Origin of the sequence: Shimia thalassica (assembly GCF_001458215.1) — a bacterium.
Lineage (GTDB): Bacteria > Pseudomonadota > Alphaproteobacteria > Rhodobacterales > Rhodobacteraceae > Shimia > Shimia thalassica.
The window spans coordinates 137,621-161,327 of sequence record NZ_CYTW01000003.1; the positions used below are offsets into that span (position 1 = coordinate 137,621).

At 56.2% G+C, this 23,707-nt stretch carries 27 protein-coding genes and 1 tRNA gene; 12 read left to right on the forward strand and 16 right to left on the reverse strand.

Annotated elements, in window-relative coordinates; translation table 11 throughout:
* Nucleotides 1–2: 2 nt before the first annotated feature.
* The 9 genes from yihA to rpmH form a co-directional block, all read right to left on the reverse strand.
* On the reverse strand, nucleotides 3–656 hold the full coding sequence (gene yihA, locus PH7735_RS13925; RefSeq protein WP_058312007.1) for a ribosome biogenesis GTP-binding protein YihA/YsxC: 654 nt from the start codon (nucleotides 654–656) through the stop codon (nucleotides 3–5).
* The gene (locus PH7735_RS13930; protein WP_058312008.1) at nucleotides 656–1,402 is read right to left on the reverse strand and encodes an MOSC domain-containing protein; all 747 of its coding nucleotides are present in this window, start codon (nucleotides 1,400–1,402) and stop codon (nucleotides 656–658) included. Before PH7735_RS13930 ends, yihA begins: the two co-directional genes overlap by 1 nt.
* Nucleotides 1,402–3,204, reverse strand: coding sequence for a membrane protein insertase YidC (yidC, locus tag PH7735_RS13935; RefSeq protein WP_058312009.1), 1,803 nt, complete (start codon nucleotides 3,202–3,204; stop codon nucleotides 1,402–1,404). The genes PH7735_RS13930 and yidC overlap by 1 nt, the downstream gene beginning before the upstream one ends.
* A 157-nt stretch (nucleotides 3,205–3,361) precedes the next feature.
* Nucleotides 3,362–4,900 (reverse strand): putative bifunctional diguanylate cyclase/phosphodiesterase, encoded by a 1,539-nt coding sequence (locus PH7735_RS13940; RefSeq protein ID WP_058312010.1) that lies wholly within the window; start codon nucleotides 4,898–4,900, stop codon nucleotides 3,362–3,364.
* Nucleotides 4,901–4,964: 64 nt separating this feature from the next.
* Nucleotides 4,965–5,834, reverse strand: coding sequence for a tRNA 2-thiocytidine(32) synthetase TtcA (gene ttcA, locus PH7735_RS13945; RefSeq protein WP_058312011.1), 870 nt, complete (start codon nucleotides 5,832–5,834; stop codon nucleotides 4,965–4,967).
* A 168-nt stretch (nucleotides 5,835–6,002) separates the two neighbouring features.
* Nucleotides 6,003–6,509, reverse strand: a complete 507-nt coding sequence (locus PH7735_RS13950) for a hypothetical protein (protein ID WP_058312012.1) — start codon at nucleotides 6,507–6,509, stop codon at nucleotides 6,003–6,005.
* Between the two features lie 110 nt (nucleotides 6,510–6,619).
* Nucleotides 6,620–6,859: a membrane protein insertion efficiency factor YidD gene (gene yidD / locus PH7735_RS13955; RefSeq protein WP_058312013.1), complete on the reverse strand. Its 240-nt coding sequence runs from the start codon at nucleotides 6,857–6,859 to the stop codon at nucleotides 6,620–6,622.
* Entirely contained in the window at nucleotides 6,856–7,278 is a 423-nt protein-coding gene (rnpA, locus tag PH7735_RS13960; protein WP_058312014.1) for a ribonuclease P protein component, read from the reverse strand. Before rnpA ends, yidD begins: the two co-directional genes overlap by 4 nt.
* 25 nt (nucleotides 7,279–7,303) lie before the next feature.
* The gene (gene rpmH, locus PH7735_RS13965; RefSeq protein WP_005980833.1) at nucleotides 7,304–7,438 is read right to left on the reverse strand and encodes a 50S ribosomal protein L34; all 135 of its coding nucleotides are present in this window, start codon (nucleotides 7,436–7,438) and stop codon (nucleotides 7,304–7,306) included.
* Between the two features lie 290 nt (nucleotides 7,439–7,728).
* On the opposite strand from rpmH, the gene PH7735_RS13970 reads away from it, so the two are divergent.
* From PH7735_RS13970 to PH7735_RS13985, 4 genes are all read left to right on the forward strand, one after another.
* Nucleotides 7,729–8,460, forward strand: coding sequence for a TVP38/TMEM64 family protein (locus PH7735_RS13970; RefSeq protein ID WP_058312262.1), 732 nt, complete (start codon nucleotides 7,729–7,731; stop codon nucleotides 8,458–8,460).
* Entirely contained in the window at nucleotides 8,460–9,878 is a 1,419-nt protein-coding gene (locus PH7735_RS13975; protein WP_058312015.1) for a dihydrolipoyl dehydrogenase family protein, read from the forward strand. Before PH7735_RS13970 ends, PH7735_RS13975 begins: the two co-directional genes overlap by 1 nt.
* A gap of 20 nt (nucleotides 9,879–9,898) precedes the next feature.
* Entirely contained in the window at nucleotides 9,899–11,287 is a 1,389-nt protein-coding gene (locus PH7735_RS13980) for a sensor histidine kinase (RefSeq protein WP_058312016.1), read from the forward strand.
* 60 nt (nucleotides 11,288–11,347) lie between these two features.
* Nucleotides 11,348–11,424 (forward strand) — tRNA-Arg (locus tag PH7735_RS13985).
* Between the two features lie 300 nt (nucleotides 11,425–11,724).
* Here the strand turns inward: PH7735_RS13985 and PH7735_RS13990 are convergent.
* The 7 genes from PH7735_RS13990 to PH7735_RS20555 all read right to left on the reverse strand — a co-directional run bounded on the left by PH7735_RS13990 (nucleotide 11,725) and on the right by PH7735_RS20555 (nucleotide 16,127).
* A complete protein-coding gene (locus tag PH7735_RS13990) occupies nucleotides 11,725–12,180 on the reverse strand; it encodes a YHS domain-containing (seleno)protein (RefSeq protein ID WP_058312017.1) in 456 nt (151 codons plus the stop codon).
* Nucleotides 12,181–12,281: 101 nt separating this feature from the next.
* Complete coding sequence (locus PH7735_RS13995; protein WP_058312018.1) at nucleotides 12,282–12,698, reverse strand: c-type cytochrome; 417 nt, start codon at nucleotides 12,696–12,698, stop codon at nucleotides 12,282–12,284.
* A gap of 11 nt (nucleotides 12,699–12,709) precedes the next feature.
* Nucleotides 12,710–14,005 carry a multicopper oxidase family protein gene (locus tag PH7735_RS14000; RefSeq protein WP_058312019.1) on the reverse strand — a complete coding sequence of 432 codons (1,296 nt, stop codon included), beginning with the start codon at nucleotides 14,003–14,005 and terminating at the stop codon, nucleotides 12,710–12,712.
* Between the two features lie 8 nt (nucleotides 14,006–14,013).
* The gene (locus PH7735_RS14005) at nucleotides 14,014–14,880 is read right to left on the reverse strand and encodes a CopD family protein (RefSeq protein WP_058312263.1); all 867 of its coding nucleotides are present in this window, start codon (nucleotides 14,878–14,880) and stop codon (nucleotides 14,014–14,016) included.
* Nucleotides 14,881–14,882: 2 nt separating this feature from the next.
* Nucleotides 14,883–15,224, reverse strand: a complete 342-nt coding sequence (locus PH7735_RS14010; protein ID WP_058312020.1) for a copper resistance CopC family protein — start codon at nucleotides 15,222–15,224, stop codon at nucleotides 14,883–14,885.
* A gap of 11 nt (nucleotides 15,225–15,235) precedes the next feature.
* Nucleotides 15,236–15,667: a c-type cytochrome gene (locus PH7735_RS14015; RefSeq protein WP_058312021.1), complete on the reverse strand. Its 432-nt coding sequence runs from the start codon at nucleotides 15,665–15,667 to the stop codon at nucleotides 15,236–15,238.
* Nucleotides 15,668–15,767: 100 nt separating this feature from the next.
* Entirely contained in the window at nucleotides 15,768–16,127 is a 360-nt protein-coding gene (locus PH7735_RS20555; RefSeq protein WP_145865337.1) for a hypothetical protein, read from the reverse strand.
* A 397-nt stretch (nucleotides 16,128–16,524) separates the two neighbouring features.
* Here PH7735_RS20555 and thiC point away from each other — a divergent pair, with 397 nt between their 5' ends.
* The 8 genes from thiC to nadA all read left to right on the forward strand — a co-directional run bounded on the left by thiC (nucleotide 16,525) and on the right by nadA (nucleotide 23,707).
* A complete protein-coding gene (thiC, locus tag PH7735_RS14020) occupies nucleotides 16,525–18,324 on the forward strand; it encodes a phosphomethylpyrimidine synthase ThiC (protein ID WP_058312022.1) in 1,800 nt (599 codons plus the stop codon).
* On the forward strand, nucleotides 18,321–19,289 hold the full coding sequence (locus tag PH7735_RS14025; RefSeq protein ID WP_058312023.1) for an FAD-dependent oxidoreductase: 969 nt from the start codon (nucleotides 18,321–18,323) through the stop codon (nucleotides 19,287–19,289). The genes thiC and PH7735_RS14025 overlap by 4 nt, the downstream gene beginning before the upstream one ends.
* Complete coding sequence (gene thiS, locus PH7735_RS14030) at nucleotides 19,258–19,455, forward strand: sulfur carrier protein ThiS (protein ID WP_058312024.1); 198 nt, start codon at nucleotides 19,258–19,260, stop codon at nucleotides 19,453–19,455. The genes PH7735_RS14025 and thiS overlap by 32 nt, the downstream gene beginning before the upstream one ends.
* A gap of 1 nt (nucleotide 19,456) precedes the next feature.
* On the forward strand, nucleotides 19,457–20,224 hold the full coding sequence (locus PH7735_RS14035; RefSeq protein WP_058312025.1) for a thiazole synthase: 768 nt from the start codon (nucleotides 19,457–19,459) through the stop codon (nucleotides 20,222–20,224).
* Nucleotides 20,224–20,817 carry a thiamine phosphate synthase gene (locus PH7735_RS14040; protein ID WP_058312026.1) on the forward strand — a complete coding sequence of 198 codons (594 nt, stop codon included), beginning with the start codon at nucleotides 20,224–20,226 and terminating at the stop codon, nucleotides 20,815–20,817. Before PH7735_RS14035 ends, PH7735_RS14040 begins: the two co-directional genes overlap by 1 nt.
* Nucleotides 20,814–21,782 (forward strand): HesA/MoeB/ThiF family protein, encoded by a 969-nt coding sequence (locus PH7735_RS14045; RefSeq protein ID WP_058312027.1) that lies wholly within the window; start codon nucleotides 20,814–20,816, stop codon nucleotides 21,780–21,782. Before PH7735_RS14040 ends, PH7735_RS14045 begins: the two co-directional genes overlap by 4 nt.
* Nucleotides 21,779–22,483, forward strand: a complete 705-nt coding sequence (gene thiD, locus PH7735_RS14050; RefSeq protein ID WP_058312028.1) for a bifunctional hydroxymethylpyrimidine kinase/phosphomethylpyrimidine kinase — start codon at nucleotides 21,779–21,781, stop codon at nucleotides 22,481–22,483. Before PH7735_RS14045 ends, thiD begins: the two co-directional genes overlap by 4 nt.
* Nucleotides 22,484–22,675: 192 nt before the next feature.
* Nucleotides 22,676–23,707: a quinolinate synthase NadA gene (nadA, locus tag PH7735_RS14055; RefSeq protein ID WP_370737390.1), complete on the forward strand. Its 1,032-nt coding sequence runs from the start codon at nucleotides 22,676–22,678 to the stop codon at nucleotides 23,705–23,707.

A 23,707-nucleotide genomic window follows, 5' to 3' on the forward strand; every position in this document is an offset into this window, starting at 1 on the left:
TCTTAGTCAAGTCCAGCAATAATGGCGCGCAGGGTCGGAATGCCATCGCCCTTTTCACTGCTTGTGATGACAAGCTCGGGGAAGGCGGCAGGGTGTTTCGATAGTTTTTCGCGCACCTGTGCCATGACCTTTTCGCGGTCTTTTTCTTTGACCTTGTCCGCTTTGGTCATCACCACCTGAAATGTCACGGCAGAGCTGTCCAGAAGCGACATGATCTCTTCATCGACGTCTTTGATACCATGGCGCATGTCGACAAGAACAAATGCCCGACGCAGGGTCGCACGGCCCGACAGGTATTGCTTGAGCAAACGTTGCCATTTCTCGATCACGGGCAGTGGCGCATTGGCATAGCCATAACCGGGAAGGTCGACGAGGTAATGGCTGTCGGCCAAGGTGAAATAGTTGATTTCCTGTGTCCGGCCGGGCGTGTTTGACGCGCGCGCAAGGCGTGTGCGACCGGTCAAAGCGTTGATCAGCGTCGATTTCCCGACATTCGAGCGACCAGCAAAGCAGACTTCGATCCGGTCCGCAGAGGGCAGCCCAGACATGGCAACAACCCCTTTGAGGAAGTCACTGTTGTTGCCTGCAAAAAGCTTGCGACCCTTTTCACGGGCGGCGGCATCCGGCTCTTCTACAACTGGAAAAGAAAGCTTCATCAGATTACCTCGACTTTGTCGCCGACGGTAATGTCACCGCCTTTGGTCACAACTCCGTAAACGCCGAATTCACGGTGTCCGAATGTCCCGGACAGTGTTTTCAGAGTGTCGGCATCGCGCACACCTGTTTCAGGGTTTGCCGTCGTCGCGAGACAGCGGGTGATCTCTTCGCGAATTTCCAACTCGACATCACCAATACGCAGGGTTTTGCCAGGCCAGTTCTTTTCTTCCCACGCGTTGAGACCGTCGAGGATGATATTCCCGCGCCAACGATCCATTGAAAGGGGCGTCTGCATCGCCGCCGAAAGCGCCTCGTTTGATGCGAGGTTCAGAAGGCTGATCGACGGAAAATCCGTATCGGTCATGCCGCGATCCGCAACACGTACAATTCCAGCGGATTGCGCGCGGTTTTCAGGCATGATGGGGCGTACCCATTCAAGGAAAACGTTGGGGTTTCCGTCGGGATCAAAACTCAGATCGGACAGTTCAGGATGCGAGAGCGTCACGATGCCCGAAGTCTCGTCAGATTTGGCTGAAATCGCCATCAACGACGGCGCCTTGGCACCACGTGAAAAGTTCATGCATGGCGCCCAGTCCGAACCGTCTGTCTTGGCCGTCTCATGCGTCACGGCCCAGCGGCGATCCCAGGGCATTGTTTGCCCTTCGCTCAAGGCTACACGGTCGAGAGATTCTCGACCGTGGCTCTTGATTGGGTGGCGCCAAAGGGCGGCGACAGTAACAGACATCAGTCCTCAGCCTTTTCTTTGCGTTTGAAGCTGGTCTTGATGTTCCCGAAAACGTCGGGCTTGTACCCATGCCGGCGCATGATGAGGTACTGTTGCGAGAAGGTGATGACGTTGTTGGTGATCCAGTACAGCACCAGACCCGACGCAAAACTTCCCAGCATGAACATGAAGACCCAAGGCATCCATGCAAAAATCATCTGCTGTGTCGGATCTGTGGGGGCCGGGTTCAGTTTCTGTTGCAGCCACATCGAGATACCCAGCAAAATCGGCAGAATACCAAGGCTGATGATCGCAAGGAACGAACCGGCATCCGGCGTTGCAAACGGCAACAGGCCAAACAGGTTCAGGATCGACGAGGGATCAGGCGCGGAAAGGTCGTTGATCCAGCCCAGCCAAGGCGCATGACGTAATTCAAGGGTAACGAAGATCACTTTATAGAGCGAAAAGAAGATCGGAATCTGGATCAGGATCGGCAAACAGCCGGATGCAGGATTCACTTTTTCCTTTTTGTAGAGCTCCATCATGGATTGTTGGAGCTTCTGGCGATCGTCGCCAGCCGTCTCTTTCAACTTCTCCATTTGGGGCTGAAGCTCTTTCATCTTCGCCATGGACGCATAAGACTTGTACGCCAGAGGGAATACGATCAACTTGATGATGATGGTCAATCCGATGATCGCCCAACCCATGTTGCCGATCAAACCGTTCAACCAGTGTAGAAGAGCGAAAATTGGCTTGGTCAGGAAGAAGAACCAACCCCAATCGATCGAATCCAGGAAGCCGGTGACACCTTCTTTTTCATAGGCGCGAATGGTGGCCCATTCTTTTGCACCCGCAAAAAGCTGACTGTCTGTTGCAACGGTCTCACCAGCGGCAACCGTCAATGTCGGCATCACGGTTTCGGTCTGATAAATGTCGCGACGGTCATCATATTTGACAACCGATTTGAATGGGCGGCCCTGCTCGGGGATCATCGTGGCCATCCAGTAGTGATCCGTAAAGCCAACCCAACCGTTTTGTGTGATCTGTTTGACGTCGGCTTTGGCGCCCTCGCGCTGGTCGAACGCGAATTCGGTGACGTCGTCATAATCAACTTCGCTCAGTTCGCCGTCTGCCATCCCGACAACACCTTCGTGCAGGATGAAGAAGTTCTTCATTTCAGCCGGTTCGCCGTGGCGCGCAAGAACACCGTATGGCGCTAGCGAAACAGTGCCTGCACCAGTGTTTTCGACGCTTTGCTGCACATCGAACATATAGTTTTCGTCGATCGAGATTTCACGACGGAAAACAAGCCCGTTGCCATTGTCCCATTTCAACGTGATTGGCGCGGTTTCGGTCAGTTTGGAACCGTTTTCCAGCGCCCAAACCGTATTGGCCCCTGGGACGTCATCCAAGGTTAGCCCCGCACCCGGTGCCCAACCATATAGTGCGTAGAACGCGTTTGGTTCCCCACGCGGAGACAGGAAGGTTACAGTCGGCGATCCTTCGTCCAAGGTTTCGCGATAGTCGTTCAGTTTCAGGTCATCAATGCGACCACCCAAAAGAGAAATCGAGCCGGTCACGCGTGCCGTATCGATATCGACACGAGGGGCATCTGCGGCGTCGGCCGCGTCACCGGTTACAGCACTGGCGGTGTCTGCGCCGGTCACGGGCGCCGCTGCGACGGGCAGGGTTGCGCCTGCTGCTACCGCTGCTGCGTTAGGGTCTTCCACCTGCTCGGGCGGGGGAAACATGAAAAACCAGACCAAAATCACGACGAAACTTAGTACTGTCGCAAGGATGAGGTTCTTGTTTTGATCGTCCATTGCTGGTGGCCACCTGTCTTTGAAACGTTGGGGAGGTTCAACAGGGGCAGGGGCAAAAGGTCAAGCTGATTCGAGCAAAATGGCCTTTTGCGCCTTCTGGCGTTGCCAAAACCTGAAATCATCATGCCCAGCTTGGTCTTCGACTTTCCGAACTGCTTCAGCTGGCGCGACGCTTGAAATCAAGCGGAGGGATAAGTTTCCTGTTATAGGTGGTCATCCACTGAATGGTTTCCTCAAAAGACATTGGTTGAGCAACTCCAAAGCCCTGGACATGGGTGCACCCCAATTGAGACAGGATTGTGTGTTCGCCTGCGGTTTCGACCCCTTCGGCCAGAACTTCCAGCCCCAGTTGTTCAGCCATCGTGACGATAGCGGCAACAAGGCGCCTTTGCTGAGGGTCACGATCCGCGCGAATGACAAACGATCTGTCAATCTTGAGACGGTGCACCGAAAGGCGGCGAATGGATGAAATTGACGCATGGCCCGTGCCAAAATCATCGAGGTCAATATTGCACCCGAGTTTGGCCAGTCCGTTTATGTTTCGGACCACCATATCATTCGGGGCCCCAGCCACGACATTTTCCAAAACTTCGATGGAAAGCCTCTCTGGTTTCACATCGTGCCTGTCCAGCGCACCTTTGATGCGGTTGATCAGCGTCGGATCAGAGAAATCTTCCTTGGAAAAGTTAACGCCAACGGTTTCGACCCTGATGCCGGACTTTTGCCAGTTCACCAAGGCTTCCAGTGAGAGCCTCAACATCCGTTCCGAAAGCCGCCCCATTTGACCAGCCCTCTCCATCGCAGGCAGGAAATCTCTGGGCGCGAGTTTGCCGCGTGTTGGGTGTTGCCATCTTGCCAAGGCCTCAAAGCCGGTGATCTTGCCTGTGTCCGTCGAAACCTGAGGCTGGAACCACGCAATAATCTGCTCTTGGTCTAATGCAGACAATGCTTCTGCTTCTGTTCGGTCCCGCCTTGCGGCCCGTTGTCTCATATCGCCAGAGTAAGTGCGAATGGCGCTGGTTTCATTGCGCAACGCTTCTTCCAGCGCAAGAATTGCGGCATCGAAGAGGGCCTTGGCCTCTGGCCCGGGCGCGCGCGTTTCCTGACAAAAGCCGACGCTGGAACAAAGGTGCAAAGACGCGGCCTTGAGTGTGATTGGCTCCTCCACAGCCATCTGCAAGCGATTGGCAAGTTGAAGGCAATCTTCGAGATCCAGCTTTCGGATTGGGTCCAGACACACAACAAATCGAGCGTCGCCCACACGTGCGGTCAAATCGCTTTGTCTCAGCGCCGCACCAATCCGATCTGAAGTGACGCGCAATGCCTGCTCTGCCGCAGCGTCACCAAATTTCGAGCGCATTCGCGAGAGGTTGTTTATCTCGATCGCAACAACGGCCGTTGTCGATCCTGTTGCGCGCAGAGACACCAGATTTCTGGAAATCCCCTCCATCAAGCCGTTTTTGGTCAAAAGACCGGTCAATGCGTCTTCGCCCGAGCTTTGAAATGCGGGCGGTTGAGAGGTTTTGTATCCAAATATCAGAGAGAGAGGCAGAACGACGGCCGCGACCAACAACCAGTCTTCCCCCCCCAACAGCCAAGCCGTCAGGGTGAGTATGACGACAACCAAAGGCGCCAAAGACAGTCGTGCGAGCTGAAGGCGTATAGTGTGAAAAATTTCACGTGATCTCGCGTACATTAAGCGTAGGTTCCCGAAAATGGCAGTTTCAGGAAACCCTAGCGATTAATCGCTGAGCCTCTGGTTAACGCAGCTTCGGAATATCCGTCTCAATTTGTTCAAATTGCTCGTTTCCCCGCATAAGCCCTGCGAAGTCGAACAGTTTTGGGTCCAGCATGTGTGACGGGCGGACGTTCATCAAAGAGCGGAACATCACCTGACGGCGGCCGGGGCTGTTCTGTTCCCACTGATCCAGAATTTTCTTTACCTGTTGGCGCTGAAGCCCGTCTTGCGATCCGCACAGGTCACAAGGGATGATTGGATAGTTCATCGCCTTGGCAAATTTCTCGCAATCTTCTTCGGCAACATGCGCAAGCGGGCGGTACACAAAAAGATCGCCTTCTTCGTTCACCAGTTTTGGCGGCATTGTTGCAAGACGCCCGCCGTGGAACAAGTTCATGAAAAACGTCTCGAGGATATCGTCGCGATGGTGGCCCAGAACAACAGCTGAACACCCCTCTTCGCGGGCTATGCGGTACAGGTTTCCGCGTCGCAGGCGTGAACACAGGGCACAGTATGTCCGTCCCGCGGGCACCTTGTCTTTCACGATTGAATAGGTGTCTTGATATTCAATGCGATGCTCGACACCCATTTTCTCAAGAAACGCAGGCAAAACCGTAGAAGGAAAGCCCGGCTGTCCCTGATCCAGGTTGCAGGCCAGCAACTCGACAGGCAGCAGACCACGCCATTTGAGTTCATGGAGAACGGCCAGCAACGTATAGGAATCCTTGCCACCCGAGAGACACACCAGCCAGCGCGCTCCGCGCTCGATCATGCCATATTGCTCAATCGCTTCGCGCGTATACCGCACGATTCTTTTCCGTAATTTCTTGAAATTTGCGGAAGAGGGCGCGCCATGGAAAAGCGGGTGAATGTCGTCGAGATCATCTAGCATGCGCAGCCTTTAGGTGAAATCTGCGATCCGGGCAAGGGATGCGTCCCGCTGCATCCAGGTAGCGTGTAGTCCGTAGAGGTGTGCGGCTGCAGGGTTGGGGCGCTGCGACCACGACGCGGAACACCAAATTGATGTGCGCCCCGATCTGTTGATCAGGGCGCGTCATGCTTAGTTTGCCAGAACTTTCTGGTTACATTCGCGGCCCATTTCGATGGCCTTATAGGTGCCTGACAGATCCATAATGAAGCTGTAGCTGGTTTCGGGGAAAACAATCATTTCATATTGCTTTGCCAGATCCTCGACGAACTGGGGATCGTCGGTCAGGACATAGCCACCGGTATACCCTTTGGTAATGTTGCCACGCATGCCAGTCACTTCGCCGGTGTAGAGGTTCGAACCGATCAGGATGGCAACGGCTTGCTTGTCGTCTTTCTTGATGCTGGTTTCCGCTTTAGTGAACACACCAAGATAAGCAACGTCACGTTCTTTCGTGAGGCCCATTTGAACGACGTTTTCCAAAGAATCGATAGACTCGATCATGCAGGAATTTTTCTCATGGTCGATAAAGACATTCCAGCCTTCGACGCTTCCGAAATGCTCGAACTTCGAGTCTGCAGCTGCACTTGTCGCAACGGCGGCCAATACTGCGGCACCGGCAAGTTGTTTGAGTGTCATGTCAATAAATCCCCTTTAGACGTTCAAAATAACTAGGGGGACGATAGCACTTCCGCATTAGGGTTCCACTAATACGGGAGGGATTTTGCAGAAAATCAGCGTGAAATCGCTTAGGGCAGGTCGTCTTTGGATTGTGGGACCGGATCATAGCCATCGCCACCCCAAGGGTGGCATCGGCCTATACGCTTTGCCGCCAGCCAGCTGCCTTTGATCGCGCCGTGTTTTTCCAGGGCCTCCAAGGCATAGACCGAACAGGTCGGTTGATAGCGGCAGTTAAAGCCAACCCAGGGGCTGAACAGCAAACGATAGGCGCGTACAGGAAGAGCGACGATATGGGCAGTCAGTTTCATGGGCGATCAGTATGCAGTTTTTTCAGTGCATACATAAGGTCACCCTTCAGCACCTCAAAGGGGCGCACGGATGTTTCTGTTGCGCGCCCGATCAAGACATAATCCCAGCCGGGCTTGCCTTTGGCAGGAAGCACAGCCCGGGCAACCTCGCGAAGGCGGCGTTTGGCACGATTGCGTGCGACCGCATTCCCGACCTTTTTGGAACAGGTAAACCCGACGCGAATCGCATCGGGATCGGCGGCTTCGTCGGAACGCCGCTTGCGGGCCTGCACCATCATCGCCTTTGTGCCCTGTTTGCGGGCACGCGATGCGGCAAGGAATTCGCTTCTGTTTTTTAGGACTTCAAGACAAACGGACACCGCCGGTGGCTTTATCCCTTGGGTGGCTGTGCCATCCTCGGGGGCCTCCGGCGGTGTCATATCCGTCAGAACGTCGTCGTTGAGCTTAAGCGCTCAGCGACTTACGGCCACGTGCGCGGCGTGCATTCAGAATCTTGCGGCCTGCTTTGGTGGCCATGCGCGCACGGAAACCGTGGCGGCGTTTACGAACCAAGTTCGAGGGTTGGTAGGTGCGCTTCATCGCTCCGTCTCCGTATTAAATCAGGGCGCCCGGCGGTAGAATCGCAGGCCCATGTGCTATTTGAAGCTCGGTCTATAGGAGGGTGCCAAGGATAAGTCAAACGCCAGATGAAGGAATTGCAACAAATAGGATGCAGTTTCGGTGGTTACTGGCAGTTATGTTTCAAAACCCCTGCTGAAGGCCCCTTGTTATCACGAGAATGCGGGTCAAGATCAAGCGCGCGTGAGCAGGCTGTTGTTTTCGCGTGGGGTAACGCATTTTGAAAGGGAATGATGAAAGACAAGCCAACCATGACCGACACTTCCCAATCCCGCCCCGCATCCTGGGGGCGTCTGATTCCTTTCGCTGCCATCCTTGCTGTCGCTGCCATTGGCGCTGCTACGCTTGGCGATGTTCTGAGCTATGACATGCTGCGCGAGAATCGCGAGGCCCTGATTGCCTATCGCGACGCACATTATGTATTGGCGGCTTTGGTCTTTATTTCGATTTACGTGTTGATCGTTGCCTTTTCACTTCCCGGGGCGGTGGCCGCGACCCTGACAGGGGGCTTCCTGTTCGGCATTTTTCCGGGTGTCCTGTTTAATGTCACGGCGGCAAGTATCGGCGCGACCGCGATCTTTCTTGCGGCTCGCTGGGGATTCGGGGAACAGCTGGCCGCAAAGATGGAGACATCTGAGGGCCGGGTGAAACGGATCAAAGACGGTATTGATGAAAACCAGTGGTCAATGTTGTTTCTGATCCGGCTGGTTCCTTTGGTGCCTTTCTTTGTGGCAAACCTGATCCCTGCCATTGTCGGCGTCCCGCTGCGCAGGTTTGTGGTCTCTACGTTCCTCGGGATTATTCCGGGCGGGCTGGTCTACACCTCGGTAGGTGCCGGACTGGGCGACGTGTTTGAAAAGGGAGAGACACCAAATCTGGGTGTTATCTTCGAGCCGCAAATCATCCTGCCAATTCTGGGACTGTGTGCGCTGGCGGCACTGCCCATTCTGATCAAGGCACTTCGTGGCGGAAAGGAAATATAATGGAACAGATCAAAACTGATTTGCTGGTCATCGGGGCCGGTTCGGGTGGTTTGTCCGTTGCAGCCGGTGCTGTTCAAATGGGGGCAGAGGTTGTTCTGCTCGAGGGGCACCTGATGGGAGGCGACTGTCTCAACTTCGGGTGTGTTCCTTCCAAGGCGCTGCTCGCCAGCGGAAAGGTTGCGCACACACAGGCACATGCCAAGGCCTTTGGGGTCGCGGATGTTGTACCTGCTGTCGACTATGCCGCCGCCAAGGATCACGTCGCTGATGTCATTGCCCAGATCGAGCCGAACGATTCTGTTGAGCGGTTTGAGTGGCTGGGGGTGCGCGTGATTGAAGAATTCGGCGCGTTTACCGGTCCTAACGAAGTTCAGGCCGGCCCGTTCTCGATCACGGCGCGCCGCATCGTCATTGCCACCGGTTCGAGCCCGATGGTGCCGCCGATTCCCGGATTGGCCGACGTGCCTTATCTTACCAATGAGACCCTTTTCGAACTGCGAGAAAAACCTGATCACCTTTTAATCATTGGGGCCGGTCCGATTGGTCTTGAAATGGCGCAGGCGCACAGGCGCCTTGGGTGCAAGGTGACCGTAATCGAAGGCGACAAGGCGCTGGGTCGTGATGACCCTGAAATGGCGGCCTTTGTCTTGGATGCTTTGAAAGAAGAAGGCGTCCAGATCGAAGAAAACGCTCTGGCCGCGCAGATTAGCGAAGTTGAGGGCGAGATCAGGGTCGAGACGCAGGATGGTCGAAGCTTTTCAGGTTCACATCTTTTGGTTGCTGTGGGGCGCAAACCGAATCTCGACCGGCTTAACCCGTCCGCCGCAGGGATCGACACGACCCGCGCGGGCATCAAGGTTGATGACAGTCTCAAAACCAGCAACCGCAAGGTCTATGCAATCGGGGACGTCACCGGCGGCAAGCAGTTCACCCATGTTGCGGGCTATCACGCAGGGGTCATTATCCGCTCGGCGTTGTTTGGGCTGCCTGCGAGACAGCGCACCGACCATATCCCGCACGCCACCTATACCGATCCGGAATTGGCACAGATCGGCCCAACCGAGGCCGAAGCAAGAGAAACCTATGGGGACAAACTCGAAGTGGTCCGGTTTGATTTGCTCCACAACGACCGTCTGATCGCAGAGCGTAAGGCCAAGGGCCTGATAAAGGTGATGGTCGTAAAGGGGCGACCGGTGGGTGTTTCCATTGCGGGTCATCAGGCAGGAGAACACATCAACCTGTGGGCTCTGGCGATTGCCAACAAACTCAAAATGGGGGCGGTTGCCGCGATGGTAAGCCCGTACCCGACAGTCGGCGAAATTGGAAAACGCGCTGCGGGGGCCTATTTCTCTCCTCGGTTGTTTGATAGTGCTAAGGTCAAACGAGTGGTTGGTTTCGTGCAGCGCTGGCTGCCTTAGCGGGCAAGGGCAAGACGTCGATGTTCAAAACGCTTTCAGGACGGTTTCTTGTCCTCACCATAATCTTTGTAATGCTGGCCGAGATCCTGATTTTCGTGCCGTCAGTTGCCCGTTTTCGCGAGGATTATCTGCTCTCACGGCTCGAACGGGCGCAAATCGCGTCGCTGACTTTGCTTGCGGATGACATGATCGACGAGGATCTGGAACAAGAGCTTTTGCGCACCGCCGAAGTCTATAACGTGGCATTGCGTCGGGACGAGATGCGGCAACTGATGTTGTCCTCACCGATGCCCCACGCGATTGAGGCGACGTTCGATCTGCGTGATGCGGGGCCGATGGAACTCATCAGCGATGCGATGGCGCGTTTGTTTGACTCGCAAGACCGCGTCATTCGCGTGATCGGGGCACCGGTAAAAGAGGCGGGGCTTCTCATTGAAATTACGCTGGGCACCAAAGCCTTGCGCTCAGCCATGATCGATTATGGCCTCAACATCCTTTGGTTGTCAGCGGTGATTTCGGTCATCACGGCGTTCTTCCTGTTCCTTGCGGTGCGCGGGTTCCTTGTGAAGCCGATCAAAGGTGTGGTGCGATATATGCAGTCTTATGCCGCCGCACCCGAAGACGCGCGGCGCATTATTCAGCCCTCTGCCGGTGTGGTTGAACTGCGAGAAGCCGAAGAGGCCCTTCAATCTCTGCAAATGGAGCTGACAGCGTCCCTTAAGCAAAAAGAGCGTTTGGCCCAGTTGGGCGGGGCAGTGGCAAAGGTAAGCCACGATCTGCGCAATATCCTCACGTCGGCGCAGCTTTTCACGGATCGCATTGAAATGAGTGAGGATCCGTTGGTGCGCCGGCTTGCGCCAAAGCTGGTGAATTCGATCACGCGGGCCGTGCACCTGTGTGAAAGCACGCTGGCCTTTGGCAAAGCGGAAGAGCCGGCGCCAAAGCTGTGCCATGTGCCCTTGATCGAAATTGTGTCGGACGTGGTCGACAGCGAACGTCTTGCTGTTGGTGAGTTCGATTTGAGTTTCTCGGAAGATGTGCCTGCGGGCCTTATGGTTCGGGCCGACCCGGAACAATTGTACAGGGTCATTGCGAATCTGGTGCGCAACGCCAGACAAGCCATCATGGCAACCGGCATACCCGGCGAGATATCCGTGGCTGCGCGCGAAGAAGACGACGCGTGGTTTATCAACATCACGGATACGGGCCCTGGATTGCCCCCAAAGGCGCAAGAGTATCTGTTCACGCCATTTCAGGGCGGGGCGCGCAAAGGTGGTTCGGGTCTTGGTCTGGCAATCTCTTCCGAGTTGATGCGCGGTCATGGCGGAACACTGGTTTTGGCACGCACGGATGACGCGGGAACCGTCTTCGAAATTTGTCTTCCAAAAGGGGAAGTTGCAGAAGTTTGAGAAAATTTGATTTTAGCTCTTGCAACCCCCCCCGCTTAACTTTAAACGACCCAAACACGCGCTCTGGTAGCTCAGCTGGATAGAGTACTTGACTACGAATCAAGGGGTCGGGGGTTCGAATCCTCCCCAGAGCGCCAATTTCCTTCTATATCAAAACAGACCTGTTTGACCGGATCGCATTTGCGTTATTTGCTGTCGGTTGCGGGCTGTAGCCTACATCAAAACAATCACTGTTTTGCGTATTGCGTCCTGTCATTGCCCTATGAACCGTAAGCCACACGTTGCTGAAGTTTGGCGGACATTTGCGTGTTTATGCTGCGAGGTCCCACCACATGAAAACGGGGCCCTGCACATTTGCATTGGCCCCGTCAGGTTTTGTTCGACAGTCGAAGCGCGCCAAGAAGACCGCGATGATCAGCCGGGATTTCCGAGCAAGTTTATCCGAGAATGCCGGGCCAGTTCTTTGTGCCGGCTGCGATGTTGCCGGGAATGTCCTCACGCCAAAGCTCTTGCGCCCGAAGGTTGGCGTTCAGATACAGTTTGCCTTCATAAATCGTCCATGCTTCGGGGATCGTCGGGGCGAGATAACCGCGTGACGCAGCGAAAGCGCAGTACCCCCCAAATACCGGAGCATATGTTTCCGGATCAGATGCGAATTTATCCGCATTGCTCTGGTTCGCAAAATGCCATTCTGCACCGTTCCAGTTTCGCGTGTGAGACGTGGACCCTGGCACCGGTTTTTGTTGTTCGAAATACCCAACCGGATCAATCGCGTTGATCGCTACAGGATTCTGAAAAACCTCAGGCTCGCGGGCCAAGGCGATTGTCGGAACAAGGGTGAGCGAAACAGGTGTTGCGGCCAGAAGACCAAGTGTTTTGCGACGTGTCAGCATGATTTATCCTCCATGAGCTAAGTCCTAGATAAACCTTTCAGGTGCTCAAAGGAGCAGGGCTAAACGGAATGTGATGCAGATTTGATCCCCGACCGGCCTGCCTATTCATGGGGTGGGTTGAGCCCATCTTGGGTTTTCTGAATCCGGTCCGGCCATGTCGAGCGGATATAGGCGAGAATGTTCCAGATATCTTCATCCGAGAGGGTGTCGGCAAACTGTGGCATGCCGCTTGCAAAACCCGAGACGCCGCGTACGGCAAGTGCTTCTTGTCCGCCGAACTTTGTGTATTCAAACAAAAGCTGATTGTCGTGGTGCCACGTATGTCCTGTTTCGTCATGCGGCGGCGCGGGCAGAACGCCCTCTTCATCAGGTGTTCTCCAGTTGGGTTGCCCCTCGAGGTTGGCGCCATGACAAGCGGCACAGTGTTCCGCGTAAAGAGATCGCCCAGTGTCCAAATCGCGGCCTTCCATTTCGTGATTGGCCAAGGCGCTTGTTGCAGCAAGAAAAGCCGACATCATCAGCAAGTGTTTTATAGAACCTCTACCCACGTTTTCATGCCTCCGGCCTGATGGCTCAGCATATGACAATGAAGCATCCATTTGCCGGGATTATCGAAGACACAAAGAATGTCCTGCGTCTCTCCTGCAGGGACCAAACTTGTGTCGCGCAGGTCGCCGAGGGTGCCATCGCTTTGCACCTCATAAAAATGGTGCCCGTGCAAATGAATGCCATGCGGGAAGCTGGTTTCATTCACAAGCCGGAGTCGCGCGGTCTCTCCCCGTGAGAAGCTGGCGAAGGGGGCGGGTTGCATGTCGGAAAGATCATTGAAAGCCCAGATATTATCGCCGCCATGCCGGCCGCCCATCGCACCGCCCTGCATGGTCAGCACGAGTTCCTGTGCAACGTCCCCGGGGCGCGGCACCTCGTTGGGGGAAAGAACTGGGATCGGGATCGTGCGCGGCTCGGTGCTTCCGACCGGATCAATCTGGCCAAGAGGGTAGCTGCCGCCACGTGTGGCCATTGCGATCTCCAGCGTGGACTCGACATCTGCGATAATGTCGACGCGTTGCGCAGGGGCCAGCTCAATCGTCTCAAAATCCCTCGCCGCTGTCAGGGGCATGCCATCCAGGGCGACGATCTTGCCCTTTATTCCCGACAGGTTCAGCGGAAAGATCCTGTCGGTTGCCGCGTTGATCAGACGAAGCCGGATGCGTTCGCCTGTTTTAAGCGGCACATCAGGTAAAAAGGCCCGCGCGAAATTTCCCATGCGTCCCCCATGGGCGATGTCATGCATTGTCGCAAAATCATCGGTCAGTTGTCCGTTCTGATCCAGTCGCCAATCGGCCAGAACTGCAGTGATGTCATGATCGACGTCTGGCGGGGTGGCCTCTTCGATGATGAGGGGCCCCATCAGGCCGCGCGCCACCTGTTCGTGAGACAGGTAATGCGAATGATACCAGAAAGTGCCTGCATCCGGTGGCGAGAATTGATAGGTGTGGGTTGCGTCCGGATCGACAATTTTCTGTGTCAGGACCGGCACACCGTCCATGGCGTTTGGCAGTCTGATCCCGTGCCAGTGAACCGCGGTTCCCTCATTCAGTTTGTTGCGTAACAGCACTTCGAGGGGGTGACCCTGTCGGGTGCGGATTTCCGGTCCGGGCAACCCGCCGTTAAAGCCAAAAGACTGTGTTGCCGCATATTCTTCTGCAGGCAGGATTTGTGCCTCGACGGGTTCGGCCACCAGTTCGAATTGGCTTCTGGCAAAGGAAACCTGTGGGGCAAGCGCTGCGGCACTGGCGGTGATGAGAAAGTCTCTTCGGTTCATGAGAGGCCTCAATTCGGTAATGTGAGCACGCTGGTGAGTGTAGCAGTTGTTGCAAACACCGCCAGAATGACTGTGGTTTCTATTTCAATGGACTGCGCGAGATGGCGGGCGGCATTGGTGTTGCCGGCCTGCATTTCGGGTACGAATCGCAGTTTGTTTGCAGCGGCCAAAACAAGGACGCCTGCAACGAGGGCAATCTTGGTTATCAGAGCGAGGCCGTAGCCTGTTGTGATTAACGCTGTGGGCGTGCCAAGTAGCATCCAGCCCATCACGAGCCCGGCCAGTATCAAAGACGGGACGATGAATGTCGCGGCTTGGCCAAACAGATGCCCAAGACGGGCGGCATGGCTTAGATGATCCGGCCTTCGTGACAATCGATGCAAAGGTGACAAAACACCGATCCAAAAAGCCACGCCGACTAGGTGCAACAGCAAAAGAAGGCGCACACCCGTTTGGGCAATGTCTCGAACATGTCCGATTTGCGCAAAAGACCAAAGCAGCAGTAGGCCACCGACAAGGGCGATCCATTGGCCGCTGTGCGGGATCAGCAGCCCTGCGATCATCAGGATTGCACCGATCAGCCGATACAAAAGCACATCCCCCACCGGCGTCTGCCACAACAGGCCGAGCATCTCGGGGTCCGTCATCCCGTCTGCCCCGCCAGTCAGTGCCGCACCTCGCAGCATAAACCCCAGACCGGCGGCCACCAGCGTCAGCGCCGCTAGGCCAAGCGCCTGTTTGCGCATTCTTTCAGCGACCAAAGCGGTGGGTCCGGCAAAAACGATGCGAACAATCACTAACCCGGTCGCGCCCAAAGCGCCGATATACAGCAGAAATTTCGCAAGGATCGCGGCCTGTCCCCAGATATCCGGCATGTTCATTCCACCGTAAACTTGAATGCGCCCTGCATCGCGTGGCCGTCTATTCCCAAGCCGCGCCATTCAATGAGATAGCTGCCCGCCCCCATACTTTCCAGCGGCAGCTTGAAGGCGCGGCCAAAGCTTTTTTGACTACCAAGATCAAGTTGAACCGGCGGGTGATCTGCGTGGGTCATGTCCACCCGCGTCAGGCGAATGTCATTCGCAAAGCTGAAGCTGATCTCGGCAGGGGCTTCTGCAATCACGGCGCCATTTTCGGGCGTCGTCTTATCAATGCGGGAATGGGCAAACGCCCCCGAGGACAGGGTGGCGAGCAAAGCAAAAAGGACAAATTTTTTCATGGCCATGTTCCTTAGTTTATCCCGTTGGCGCGTTGGATTTCGCGGATGTAGTCGATCACCATTACAACGTCGCCGCGCGTGAGGCCGTCGACCGGCGGCATGTCACCAAATCGCCAATGGTGGGCACGAACGCCGTGTGCGACGGCACGCTGGAAACTTTCATCTCCATGATGGCTTGGTTCATAGATTTTGTGAATGAGCGGTGGCCCTGCTTCGGAATTTCCGGCGCCTTGCGCACCATGACAAGCCGCGCAGACATTTTCAAAGATGGTCTGGCCTACGGCTGCGTTGCCTTTGATTTCGGGCATCCTGACCGCAGCCATTGCCGTGCTGGCAACCGGGTCGGTTTGAGAGATATCCGTTGGCGATTCCGATCGGAGGAAGGTGAATGCGGCGATGGCCGCCACGGCACTCGCGCCGAGGATCAGGTACTTTGTGTTCATGGGAGATTCCTAACATGCTGAATGAAACGTCAAACGCCCGTCTGGGCGCGGCACATTGCGTTTTGCCCCGTCCTGTCAGGGCAAAATGCGTTGCGCGTGTTCAGCTATTAGGGGGACGTTCCAGCGTTTGAGGCCTGTTCACTGCGGCAAGTTGCCCGTTCTGCGCCCAAGAGACAGATTGATGCCCAAGGGGGCGCACCAGTGTTGGGCACTCTGCCAGAGAAGCCGTTTGGCAAAAGATCTGGTCACAGCATTCGTGCGTTGTTTGATCGCTGTCAGAACCTGAATGCACATGTTCGGAAAGGATCAGGTCTGAACTCATGTCGTTGGCTGACATTTGATCATGGCAGTGTTCGCCGACGCAATCCGGAACCGCGGCATGCACTTGGCTCTCGATCAGGTTCCCGATCAAGAGCATGGCAATCAAGGTGATTGCGAGTATGCCGCGAAGAATGCTCACGCCAAAACCCTAGCGGAGCGGGGCATGCGTTACAACTGTCACCGCCGATGCCCGCGATGACGTTTTCGTGGTGGGCAGTCAATCATTGGCAAATGCAAAAACGGTTTTGTTGGAGATCAGCCGATGACCCACATGACGGCTTGCCAGCGGAAATTTCACATCCTATACGAAAGTCACGCAGGGGAGTCCCGCCTATGGGACTGAGAGGCTGACAGGGTGAAAACCCGGTGACGCGACCCTTTGAACCTGACCCAGTTGACACTGGCGTAGGAAGCAAAAGGTTGTCGCAGGCGGTTGATCTGTCTCTTGCAACTGGACAAGCAGGTGGTGACCGCCTGCGCATCCTTCCCAAGTTCATCTGGTGTTTTTTTGAGACCCGAGCTTGAGGAGCGCCATTATGAATATCCCCACCCCTAAAATCACGACAGACGAACTGCCTGCATCGCGCAAAATTTACGTCAACGGTACATTGCATGCGGATGTGCGCGTGCCGATGCGCGAAATTTCGGTTCACCCAACAGCAGGCGAAGCGCCATTGCCCGTCTATGACAGTTCCGGCGCCTATACCGATCCGAATGTCCTGACCGACATAAAACAAGGCCTTGCACCGCTGCGCCAAGAGTGGATCAAAGCGCGTGGAGATGTTGAACCCTACCAGGGGCGCGAGATTATTCCCGCCGACAACGGGTTTGTTGAAGGGGATAGGCTGACCCCCGAGTTTCCCGTCAAACCCAGAGCATTGAGGGCAAAAGAGGGGCGTGCCGTAACCCAACTGGCTTATGCCCGCGCGGGGATCATCACGCCTGAGATGGAATTCATCGCGATCCGTGAAAACCAGCTTCGTGAATTGGCGCCGTGCCATCGTGACGGGAACGATTGGGGCGCGGATATTCCCGACTATGTGACCCCTGAATTTGTCCGCGACGAGGTTGCCACGGGCAGGGCGATCATTCCTGCCAACATCAACCACCCTGAGTCAGAGCCGATGATCATTGGCCGGAACTTTCTGGTGAAGATCAACGCAAATATGGGGACCTCTGCCGTCACCTCGTCGATGGAGGAAGAGGTCGACAAGATGGTCTGGGCGATACGCTGGGGGGCGGATACCGTCATGGATCTTTCCACGGGTCGCAATATCCACAACACGCGCGAATGGATCATCCGCAACAGCCCTGTCCCGATTGGGACGGTGCCGCTGTATCAAGCGCTGGAGAAGGTGAATGGGATCGCCGAGAATCTCACCTGGGAGGTTTTTCGGGACACGTTGATCGAGCAGGCCGAGCAGGGCGTCGACTATTTCACGATACATGCGGGCGTCCGTTTGCACATGGTTCCGATGACCGTGAACCGTGTGACCGGCATCGTTTCCCGCGGTGGGTCGATCATGGCCCAGTGGTGTCTGCATCATCACAAGGAAAGCTTTCTCTACGAGCATTTTGACGAGATATGCGACATTTGCCGCATGTATGATGTGTCGTTTTCCTTGGGGGACGGGCTGCGCCCCGGATCAATCGCAGATGCAAACGACGAGGCCCAGTTTGCAGAGCTGGAAACTCTGGGCGAGTTGACCAAGATCGCATGGGCCAAAGACTGTCAGGTGATGATCGAAGGGCCCGGCCATGTTGCCATGCACAAGATCAAGGAAAACATGGACAAACAGCTGGCCTGCTGTGACGAGGCGCCTTTTTACACGCTTGGGCCGCTCACTACGGATATTGCCCCCGGGTATGATCATATCACCAGCGGTATCGGTGCCGCGATGATCGGTTGGTTCGGCTGCGCCATGCTATGCTATGTCACGCCCAAAGAACACCTTGGCCTGCCAGACCGTGATGACGTGAAAACTGGTGTTATTACCTATAAAATTGCTGCGCATGCGGCCGATTTGGCCAAGGGGTTGCCCGGCGCACAGCGGCGCGACGATGCCTTGTCCCGCGCCCGGTTCGAATTCCGGTGGGAGGATCAGTTCAACCTGTCCCTTGATCCGGATACCGCGCGTGATTTCCACGATCAGACCTTACCCAAAGAGGCGCATAAGGTCGCCCATTTCTGTTCCATGTGTGGACCAAAATTCTGTTCGATGCGGATTTCACACGACATCCGCTCAATCGCGCAGAAAGAGGGCATGGAGGCGATGGCCGCCAAGTTCCGCGAAGGCGGTGACTTGTATGTGCCGGTGAAAGACGAAAACGCATGATCACGATTGCAGGTGGGGGGCTTGCCGGTCTTGCCTCGGCGGTCGAGATTGCAAGGCGCGGCGCCGCTGTGCGCCTTTTTGAGGCTGGTCCCGAGATCGGGGCCAGCAGCGTTGCGCGCTTTGCCGGTGGGATGCTCGCACCTTGGTGTGAACGAGAAAGCGCAGAAGAGGCCGTCATTTCATTAGGGGCAATGGCGGCGGACTGGTGGGGCGGGATCACCCCCGTCTCGCGACGCGGCACGCTTGTGGTTGCCCCCGAGCGTGATCGTGCAGAATTGACGCGTTTTGCCCGCCGTACTAGCGCATTTCGCAGGGTAAATGGCTCAGAGATCGATGTGTTGGAACCCGCCTTGGCAGGCAGGTTTTCCCAAGGGTTGATGTTTGATCAAGAAGCGCACCTGAACCCGAGACAGGCCCTACAGGATCTTGAAAAAGCTGCGCATGGTTTAGGGGTGGATATCGTGTTGGGGACCAAAGCACCGGCCAAGGTCGATCTTGATTGTACTGGGATTGCGGCTGACCTTCCCGAACTGCGTCCGGTGCGTGGCGAGATGGCCATATTGTCCTGCCCAGATGTCTTGATCACCCGCACCATCCGTCTTTTGCACCCGCGAATGCCGCTCTACCTCGTTCCTCGGGGCGATAGGGTCTATATGATTGGTGCGACAATGATCGAAAGCTCGTCGACCCGACCGCCAACGGTCCGGTCCCTGTCAGATATGCTCAATGCCGCGTTTACCCTGCACCCCGCTTTTGCCGAAGCCGCCGTGCTGGAAACAGGCGCAGGCTTGCGCCCCGCATTTCCTGACAACCTTCCGCGACTGGTCGAGAGGAACGGTTCGCTGCATTTGAACGGCTTGTATCGACATGGATTTCTGTTGGCCCCCGCGATGGCCACCAAAGTCGCAAACACCCTTATTCCGGAGACTTATGATGCAGATCATCGTCAATCAAAATCCGCGTGACATTCGGTCTGAAACTCTTGGCGAGGCCTTGACGGAATTGGGCTTTACCAGCACCGCGATTGCCACTGCGATCAATGGCCGGTTCATTCCGCGCGACGCCCGCGCAGATGTAATTTTGGCAGAGGGTGACCGGCTTGAAGTGCTTGCCCCGATGCAGGGAGGCTGAGATGCAACTTTATGGTACCGAGATTTCGTCGCGGCTCTTGTTGGGAACGGCGCAATATCCGTCGCCGGCGATCCTGACACAAGCGATCGAGGCAAGCGGGTGCGAGATCGTCACCGTCAGTTTGCGCCGCGAAACGGCCGATGGTTCCGGCGCGGGGTTCTGGGATGTATTGCGCGCGACTGGTAAACATATTCTGCCCAACACCGCCGGATGCCATTCCGTGGCCGAGGCCGTCACAACCGCGCACATGGCCCGCGAGATTTTCGGGACCCGCTGGATCAAACTCGAGATCATAGGGCATGCGGATAACCTTGCTCCGGATGTCTTTGCCTTGGTCGAGGCCGCACGGGTTTTGTCCGAGGACGGGTTTCAGGTCTTTCCTTACACAACCGACGATCTGGTGGTTGGGGAAAAGCTTCTGACCGCCGGGTGCGAAGTGTTGATGCCATGGGGCGCGCCGATTGGATCCGGTCAGGGGTTGCGAACCCCGGATGCGCTGCGCGCGATGCGAGCGCATTTTCCCGAAACACTTTTGATTGTTGATGCAGGTATCGGCCGTCCATCGGATGCGGTGCAGGCGATGGAACTGGGCATGGATGCTGTGTTGCTCAACACCGCAGTGGCCAAGGCCGGTGATCCTGTGGGCATGGCCCGTGCCATGTCTTTGGCACTGGACGCGGGCCGCGCTGGGCGGCGCGCGGACCCGATGGAACCCCGCGATATGGCAGTGCCCTCGACGCCGGTTCTTGGGCTGGCGGAGTTGGGTTGATGGAAAAATTCTACCTGATTGTCAGCAATGTCGAACAGCTACAGCGCCTTGTCCCTGAAGGCGTGAAACTGGTTCAACTTCGGATCAAGGATCAGACGGAGGGCGAGGTGCGACGGCAGGTTGCCGTGGCGCGCGACATCTGTGCCGCGTATGGCGCTCAATTGGTGGTGAATGACCATTGGCAGGTTGCTCTGGATTTGGGATGCGATTTTGTCCATTTGGGTCAGGAAGATATGGATCAAGCGGATTTTACGGCGTTGCGTCGTGCTGGTGTCCGCTTTGGTCTGTCGACACATGATGACGCCGAACTGGACCGCGCGTTATCACAGGACCCGGCCTATGTGGCCTTGGGGCCGGTGTATCCGACGTTGTTGAAAAAGATGAAGTGGGGGCCGCAAGGTCTCGACCGTGTGACCCGTTGGAAACAGATGGCAGGCCAGACGCCGCTTGTTGCGATTGGCGGCCTGACGCCCGAACGGTTGCCCGGCGTGTTTGCGGCGGGGGCAGATAGTGCGGCTGTTGTCACCGATATCCAGCAGGCAAGCGATCCGGTCGCGCGGACCCGCCTTTGGATCACGGCGTGCGCCACATGACCCGCTATGTCCGACAGATACAGTTACCTGATGTGGGGGACGAGGGTCAGGCACGGTTTGCGCGGGCCCGTGTTTTAGTGGTCGGCGCAGGGGGGCTGGGTTCGCCCGTTTTGTTATATCTGGCTGGCGCGGGTGTGGGTAATCTGACCATTCTGGACCCTGACCATGTGGAAGAAACCAATTTGCATCGCCAGCCCATGTTCCGGATGGCAGATATTGGCCGTGCAAAAGCGGTGGCCGCTGCCGAAGCCATACGTGCGTTGAACCCCGAAGTCGTGGTCAATGCGCAAACATGCGCATTGACCCCCGCAAATGCCCCGCGTGTTGTCAAAGATGCGGATGTGGTGATCGATGCGGCGGACAGTTTTGCGGTGTCTTATTGCCTGTCCGATGCCTGCCTTGCCGCCCGCACACCGCTAATTTCGGCCAGTGCGCTTGGGCAGACTGGGTATGTCGGTGGCTTTTGCGGCGGCGCGCCCTCGCTCAGGGCGGTGTTTCCCGATCTGCCGCAATCAGGCGCAACCTGCGCAACAGCCGGTGTCTTGGGACCGGTTGTCGGCACGGTCGGCGCAATGCAGGCGCAAATGGCGCTGCGCGTGATCCTTGCGAGTGACCCATCACCCTTGGGCAATGTCGTGTCGGTTGATCTGCTATGTTTTCGGTTTGGCGGCTTTGACTTTGCGAATAGCCCCGAGCCCGTTCACTCGTTTCCGTTTTTGTCGAAAGATATGCTGAAGGCCGATGATCTGGTGATTGAATTGCGGGACGTGGCCGAGGTAGCAGACCCTATTGTGCCCGCAGCCGTTCGCATGACCAGCGACATGCTGGATGATCTGCAGGAAACGAAGGGGCGTCGGGTCGTCTTGTGTTGCCATTCAGGCATGCGGGCGTGGCGGGCTGCATCACAATTGCAAAGCCGAGGGTTTGGATCGCTCGCGGTGATGGCAGCGGTGGCCTGCACATGACGCAGATAATGATAATTGGCGGCACCGATAGCAGCGGAGGCGCAGGGTTGACCCGTGATACGGCCACTGCGCATGCGTTGGGTGTGTCCGTATTACCGGTTGTAACCGCGGTGACGGCCCAGACGGATAGGGCCGTTGTCGACATGGCGTTGATGCCACCTGATCTGATCGAGGCCCAGATTTCTGCCAGCTTCACGGGTGGCGGGCCGTCGTGCGTCAAGATCGGCATGTTGGGCACAAGCGCAATTGCACAGGTCGTGGCAGAGGCCCTTGCCGATTGTCGGGTGCCGGTTGTGCTTGATCCGGTACTTGCCTCAACCTCCGGGAAAAGCCTTTTGGCAGGCGGGTTGCCGGAAGCGCTGATTGAACGCGCTGACTTGATCACTCCGAACTTGGTCGAAGCCGCACGTCTGACGGGCAAAGAAGATGCCGGAATTCCGGATCAGGCACGCGCCTTGTTGGACAGGGGCGCAGGGGCGGTGTTGATAAAGGGCGGGCATGGGCAAGGCCGAGACGCCGTGGATCACCTGTTTGATCAACAACGACATTACACATTCACCGCCCCGCGCCTTGCGAAAGGCAAACGTGGCACCGGCTGCACATTGGCCACCGCGATTGCTTGTTCACTGGCTCAGGGCAAGGCGTTGGATGTTGCATGTGGAGAGGCCAAGCGTTTTGTGCATGGATGGCTTTCTGCGTGAAAACTTGGCGCCTGATTAAGCGAGTTGCTTTGGTGAATGTCACCGACGCCGTCGGACGATTGACGACCGGTTTGGGGTGCGTCGCCGCATCGCAGCAGGGGCAAAGTGCCGCTCACCTTGGATTTATGGCAATAAACATGTATCTGGTGCGCGAAACATTCGGAGGGCTTTCTTTTGCTAAATCTTTCACACATGCGTTCGGAGCTGTCTGAGCACTACGATCTTGCCCCTTCACCCGAGGTGGCCGAGACGCTCAAGGACGTTTATGCGCGCATGGATCGTGTTGTGACGCCTCCCGATTGGGTGACATACGCGCCTTATGTGAAGGCAATTTCCGAGCTGAAGAAAAAGCGCAATGCAGTGATCTTGGGCCACAACTATATGACGCCCGAGATTTTCCACGGCGTGTCGGATTTTGTCGGCGACAGCCTGCAACTTGCGATGAAAGCCAGTGACGTCGAAGCGGATGTGATCGTGCAGGCCGGCGTCCACTTTATGGCGGAAACGTCGAAAATCCTGAGCCCGCAAAAGACTGTCTTGATGCCGGATATGGATGCGGGTTGTTCTTTGGCAGAAAGCATCACCGCCGAGGGCATCGACGAGATGCGTGCCAAATATCCCGGTGCACCGGTGGTCACCTATGTGAACACAACTGCCGCGGTCAAAGCGGCGTCTGATATTTGCTGTACATCGTCAAATGCGCTGCAGATTGTGAATGCGATGGAAAGCGATACCGTCATCATGACGCCGGACCAGTATCTGGCGCAAAACATCGCAAACCAAAGCCACAAGAACGTCGTCTACTGGCCCGGATCTTGCATCGTGCATGAACAATACACCGCACAGGATTTGCGCGACTTCCGCGAATGGAATCCAGGTACGCGGTTGATCGCGCACCCCGAGTGCCCGCCAGATGTGGTCGCAGAGGCGGATTTCTCGGGGTCGACCAGCGGGATCCTCAAATACGTGACAGACGAGAAGCCCGAAAGGGCGATGCTGATCACTGAGTGCTCAATGGCCTCGAACATTGCGGACGAGTTGCCAGAAGTCGATTTTGTCGGCCCCTGCAACATGTGTCCCTATATGAAAAAAATCTCTCTCGAGAAAATCTTGTGGGTTCTGCACACCGGCGAAAACGAGGTTTTTGTTGATCCAGACGTCGCTGAAAAAGCGCGTTTGTCCGTGCAGGCGATGATTGATTTGTCGCGCAAATTGGGTCTGTAA

What these genes read in the sequence shown, in the direction of transcription:
- yihA (WP_058312007.1), bottom strand. Translation starts at nt 656, where the DNA reads ATGAAGCTTTCTTTTCCAGTTGTAGAAGAGCCGGATGCCGCCGCCCGT.
- PH7735_RS13930 (WP_058312008.1), bottom strand. Translation starts at nt 1,402, where the DNA reads ATGTCTGTTACTGTCGCCGCCCTTTGGCGCCACCCAATCAAGAGCCAC.
- yidC (WP_058312009.1), bottom strand. Translation starts at nt 3,204, where the DNA reads ATGGACGATCAAAACAAGAACCTCATCCTTGCGACAGTACTAAGTTTC.
- PH7735_RS13940 (WP_058312010.1), bottom strand. Translation starts at nt 4,900, where the DNA reads ATGTACGCGAGATCACGTGAAATTTTTCACACTATACGCCTTCAGCTC.
- ttcA (WP_058312011.1), bottom strand. Translation starts at nt 5,834, where the DNA reads ATGCTAGATGATCTCGACGACATTCACCCGCTTTTCCATGGCGCGCCC.
- PH7735_RS13950 (WP_058312012.1), bottom strand. Translation starts at nt 6,509, where the DNA reads ATGACACTCAAACAACTTGCCGGTGCCGCAGTATTGGCCGCCGTTGCG.
- yidD (WP_058312013.1), bottom strand. Translation starts at nt 6,859, where the DNA reads ATGAAACTGACTGCCCATATCGTCGCTCTTCCTGTACGCGCCTATCGT.
- rnpA (WP_058312014.1), bottom strand. Translation starts at nt 7,278, where the DNA reads ATGACACCGCCGGAGGCCCCCGAGGATGGCACAGCCACCCAAGGGATA.
- rpmH (WP_005980833.1), bottom strand. Translation starts at nt 7,438, where the DNA reads ATGAAGCGCACCTACCAACCCTCGAACTTGGTTCGTAAACGCCGCCAC.
- PH7735_RS13970 (WP_058312262.1), top strand. Translation starts at nt 7,729, where the DNA reads ATGACCGACACTTCCCAATCCCGCCCCGCATCCTGGGGGCGTCTGATT.
- PH7735_RS13975 (WP_058312015.1), top strand. Translation starts at nt 8,460, where the DNA reads ATGGAACAGATCAAAACTGATTTGCTGGTCATCGGGGCCGGTTCGGGT.
- PH7735_RS13980 (WP_058312016.1), top strand. Translation starts at nt 9,899, where the DNA reads ATGTTCAAAACGCTTTCAGGACGGTTTCTTGTCCTCACCATAATCTTT.
- PH7735_RS13990 (WP_058312017.1), bottom strand. Translation starts at nt 12,180, where the DNA reads ATGCTGACACGTCGCAAAACACTTGGTCTTCTGGCCGCAACACCTGTT.
- PH7735_RS13995 (WP_058312018.1), bottom strand. Translation starts at nt 12,698, where the DNA reads ATGATGTCGGCTTTTCTTGCTGCAACAAGCGCCTTGGCCAATCACGAA.
- PH7735_RS14000 (WP_058312019.1), bottom strand. Translation starts at nt 14,005, where the DNA reads ATGAACCGAAGAGACTTTCTCATCACCGCCAGTGCCGCAGCGCTTGCC.
- PH7735_RS14005 (WP_058312263.1), bottom strand. Translation starts at nt 14,880, where the DNA reads ATGCCGGATATCTGGGGACAGGCCGCGATCCTTGCGAAATTTCTGCTG.
- PH7735_RS14010 (WP_058312020.1), bottom strand. Translation starts at nt 15,224, where the DNA reads ATGAAAAAATTTGTCCTTTTTGCTTTGCTCGCCACCCTGTCCTCGGGG.
- PH7735_RS14015 (WP_058312021.1), bottom strand. Translation starts at nt 15,667, where the DNA reads ATGAACACAAAGTACCTGATCCTCGGCGCGAGTGCCGTGGCGGCCATC.
- thiC (WP_058312022.1), top strand. Translation starts at nt 16,525, where the DNA reads ATGAATATCCCCACCCCTAAAATCACGACAGACGAACTGCCTGCATCG.
- PH7735_RS14025 (WP_058312023.1), top strand. Translation starts at nt 18,321, where the DNA reads ATGATCACGATTGCAGGTGGGGGGCTTGCCGGTCTTGCCTCGGCGGTC.
- thiS (WP_058312024.1), top strand. Translation starts at nt 19,258, where the DNA reads ATGCAGATCATCGTCAATCAAAATCCGCGTGACATTCGGTCTGAAACT.
- PH7735_RS14035 (WP_058312025.1), top strand. Translation starts at nt 19,457, where the DNA reads ATGCAACTTTATGGTACCGAGATTTCGTCGCGGCTCTTGTTGGGAACG.
- PH7735_RS14040 (WP_058312026.1), top strand. Translation starts at nt 20,224, where the DNA reads ATGGAAAAATTCTACCTGATTGTCAGCAATGTCGAACAGCTACAGCGC.
- PH7735_RS14045 (WP_058312027.1), top strand. Translation starts at nt 20,814, where the DNA reads ATGACCCGCTATGTCCGACAGATACAGTTACCTGATGTGGGGGACGAG.
- thiD (WP_058312028.1), top strand. Translation starts at nt 21,779, where the DNA reads ATGACGCAGATAATGATAATTGGCGGCACCGATAGCAGCGGAGGCGCA.
- nadA (WP_370737390.1), top strand. Translation starts at nt 22,676, where the DNA reads ATGCGTTCGGAGCTGTCTGAGCACTACGATCTTGCCCCTTCACCCGAG.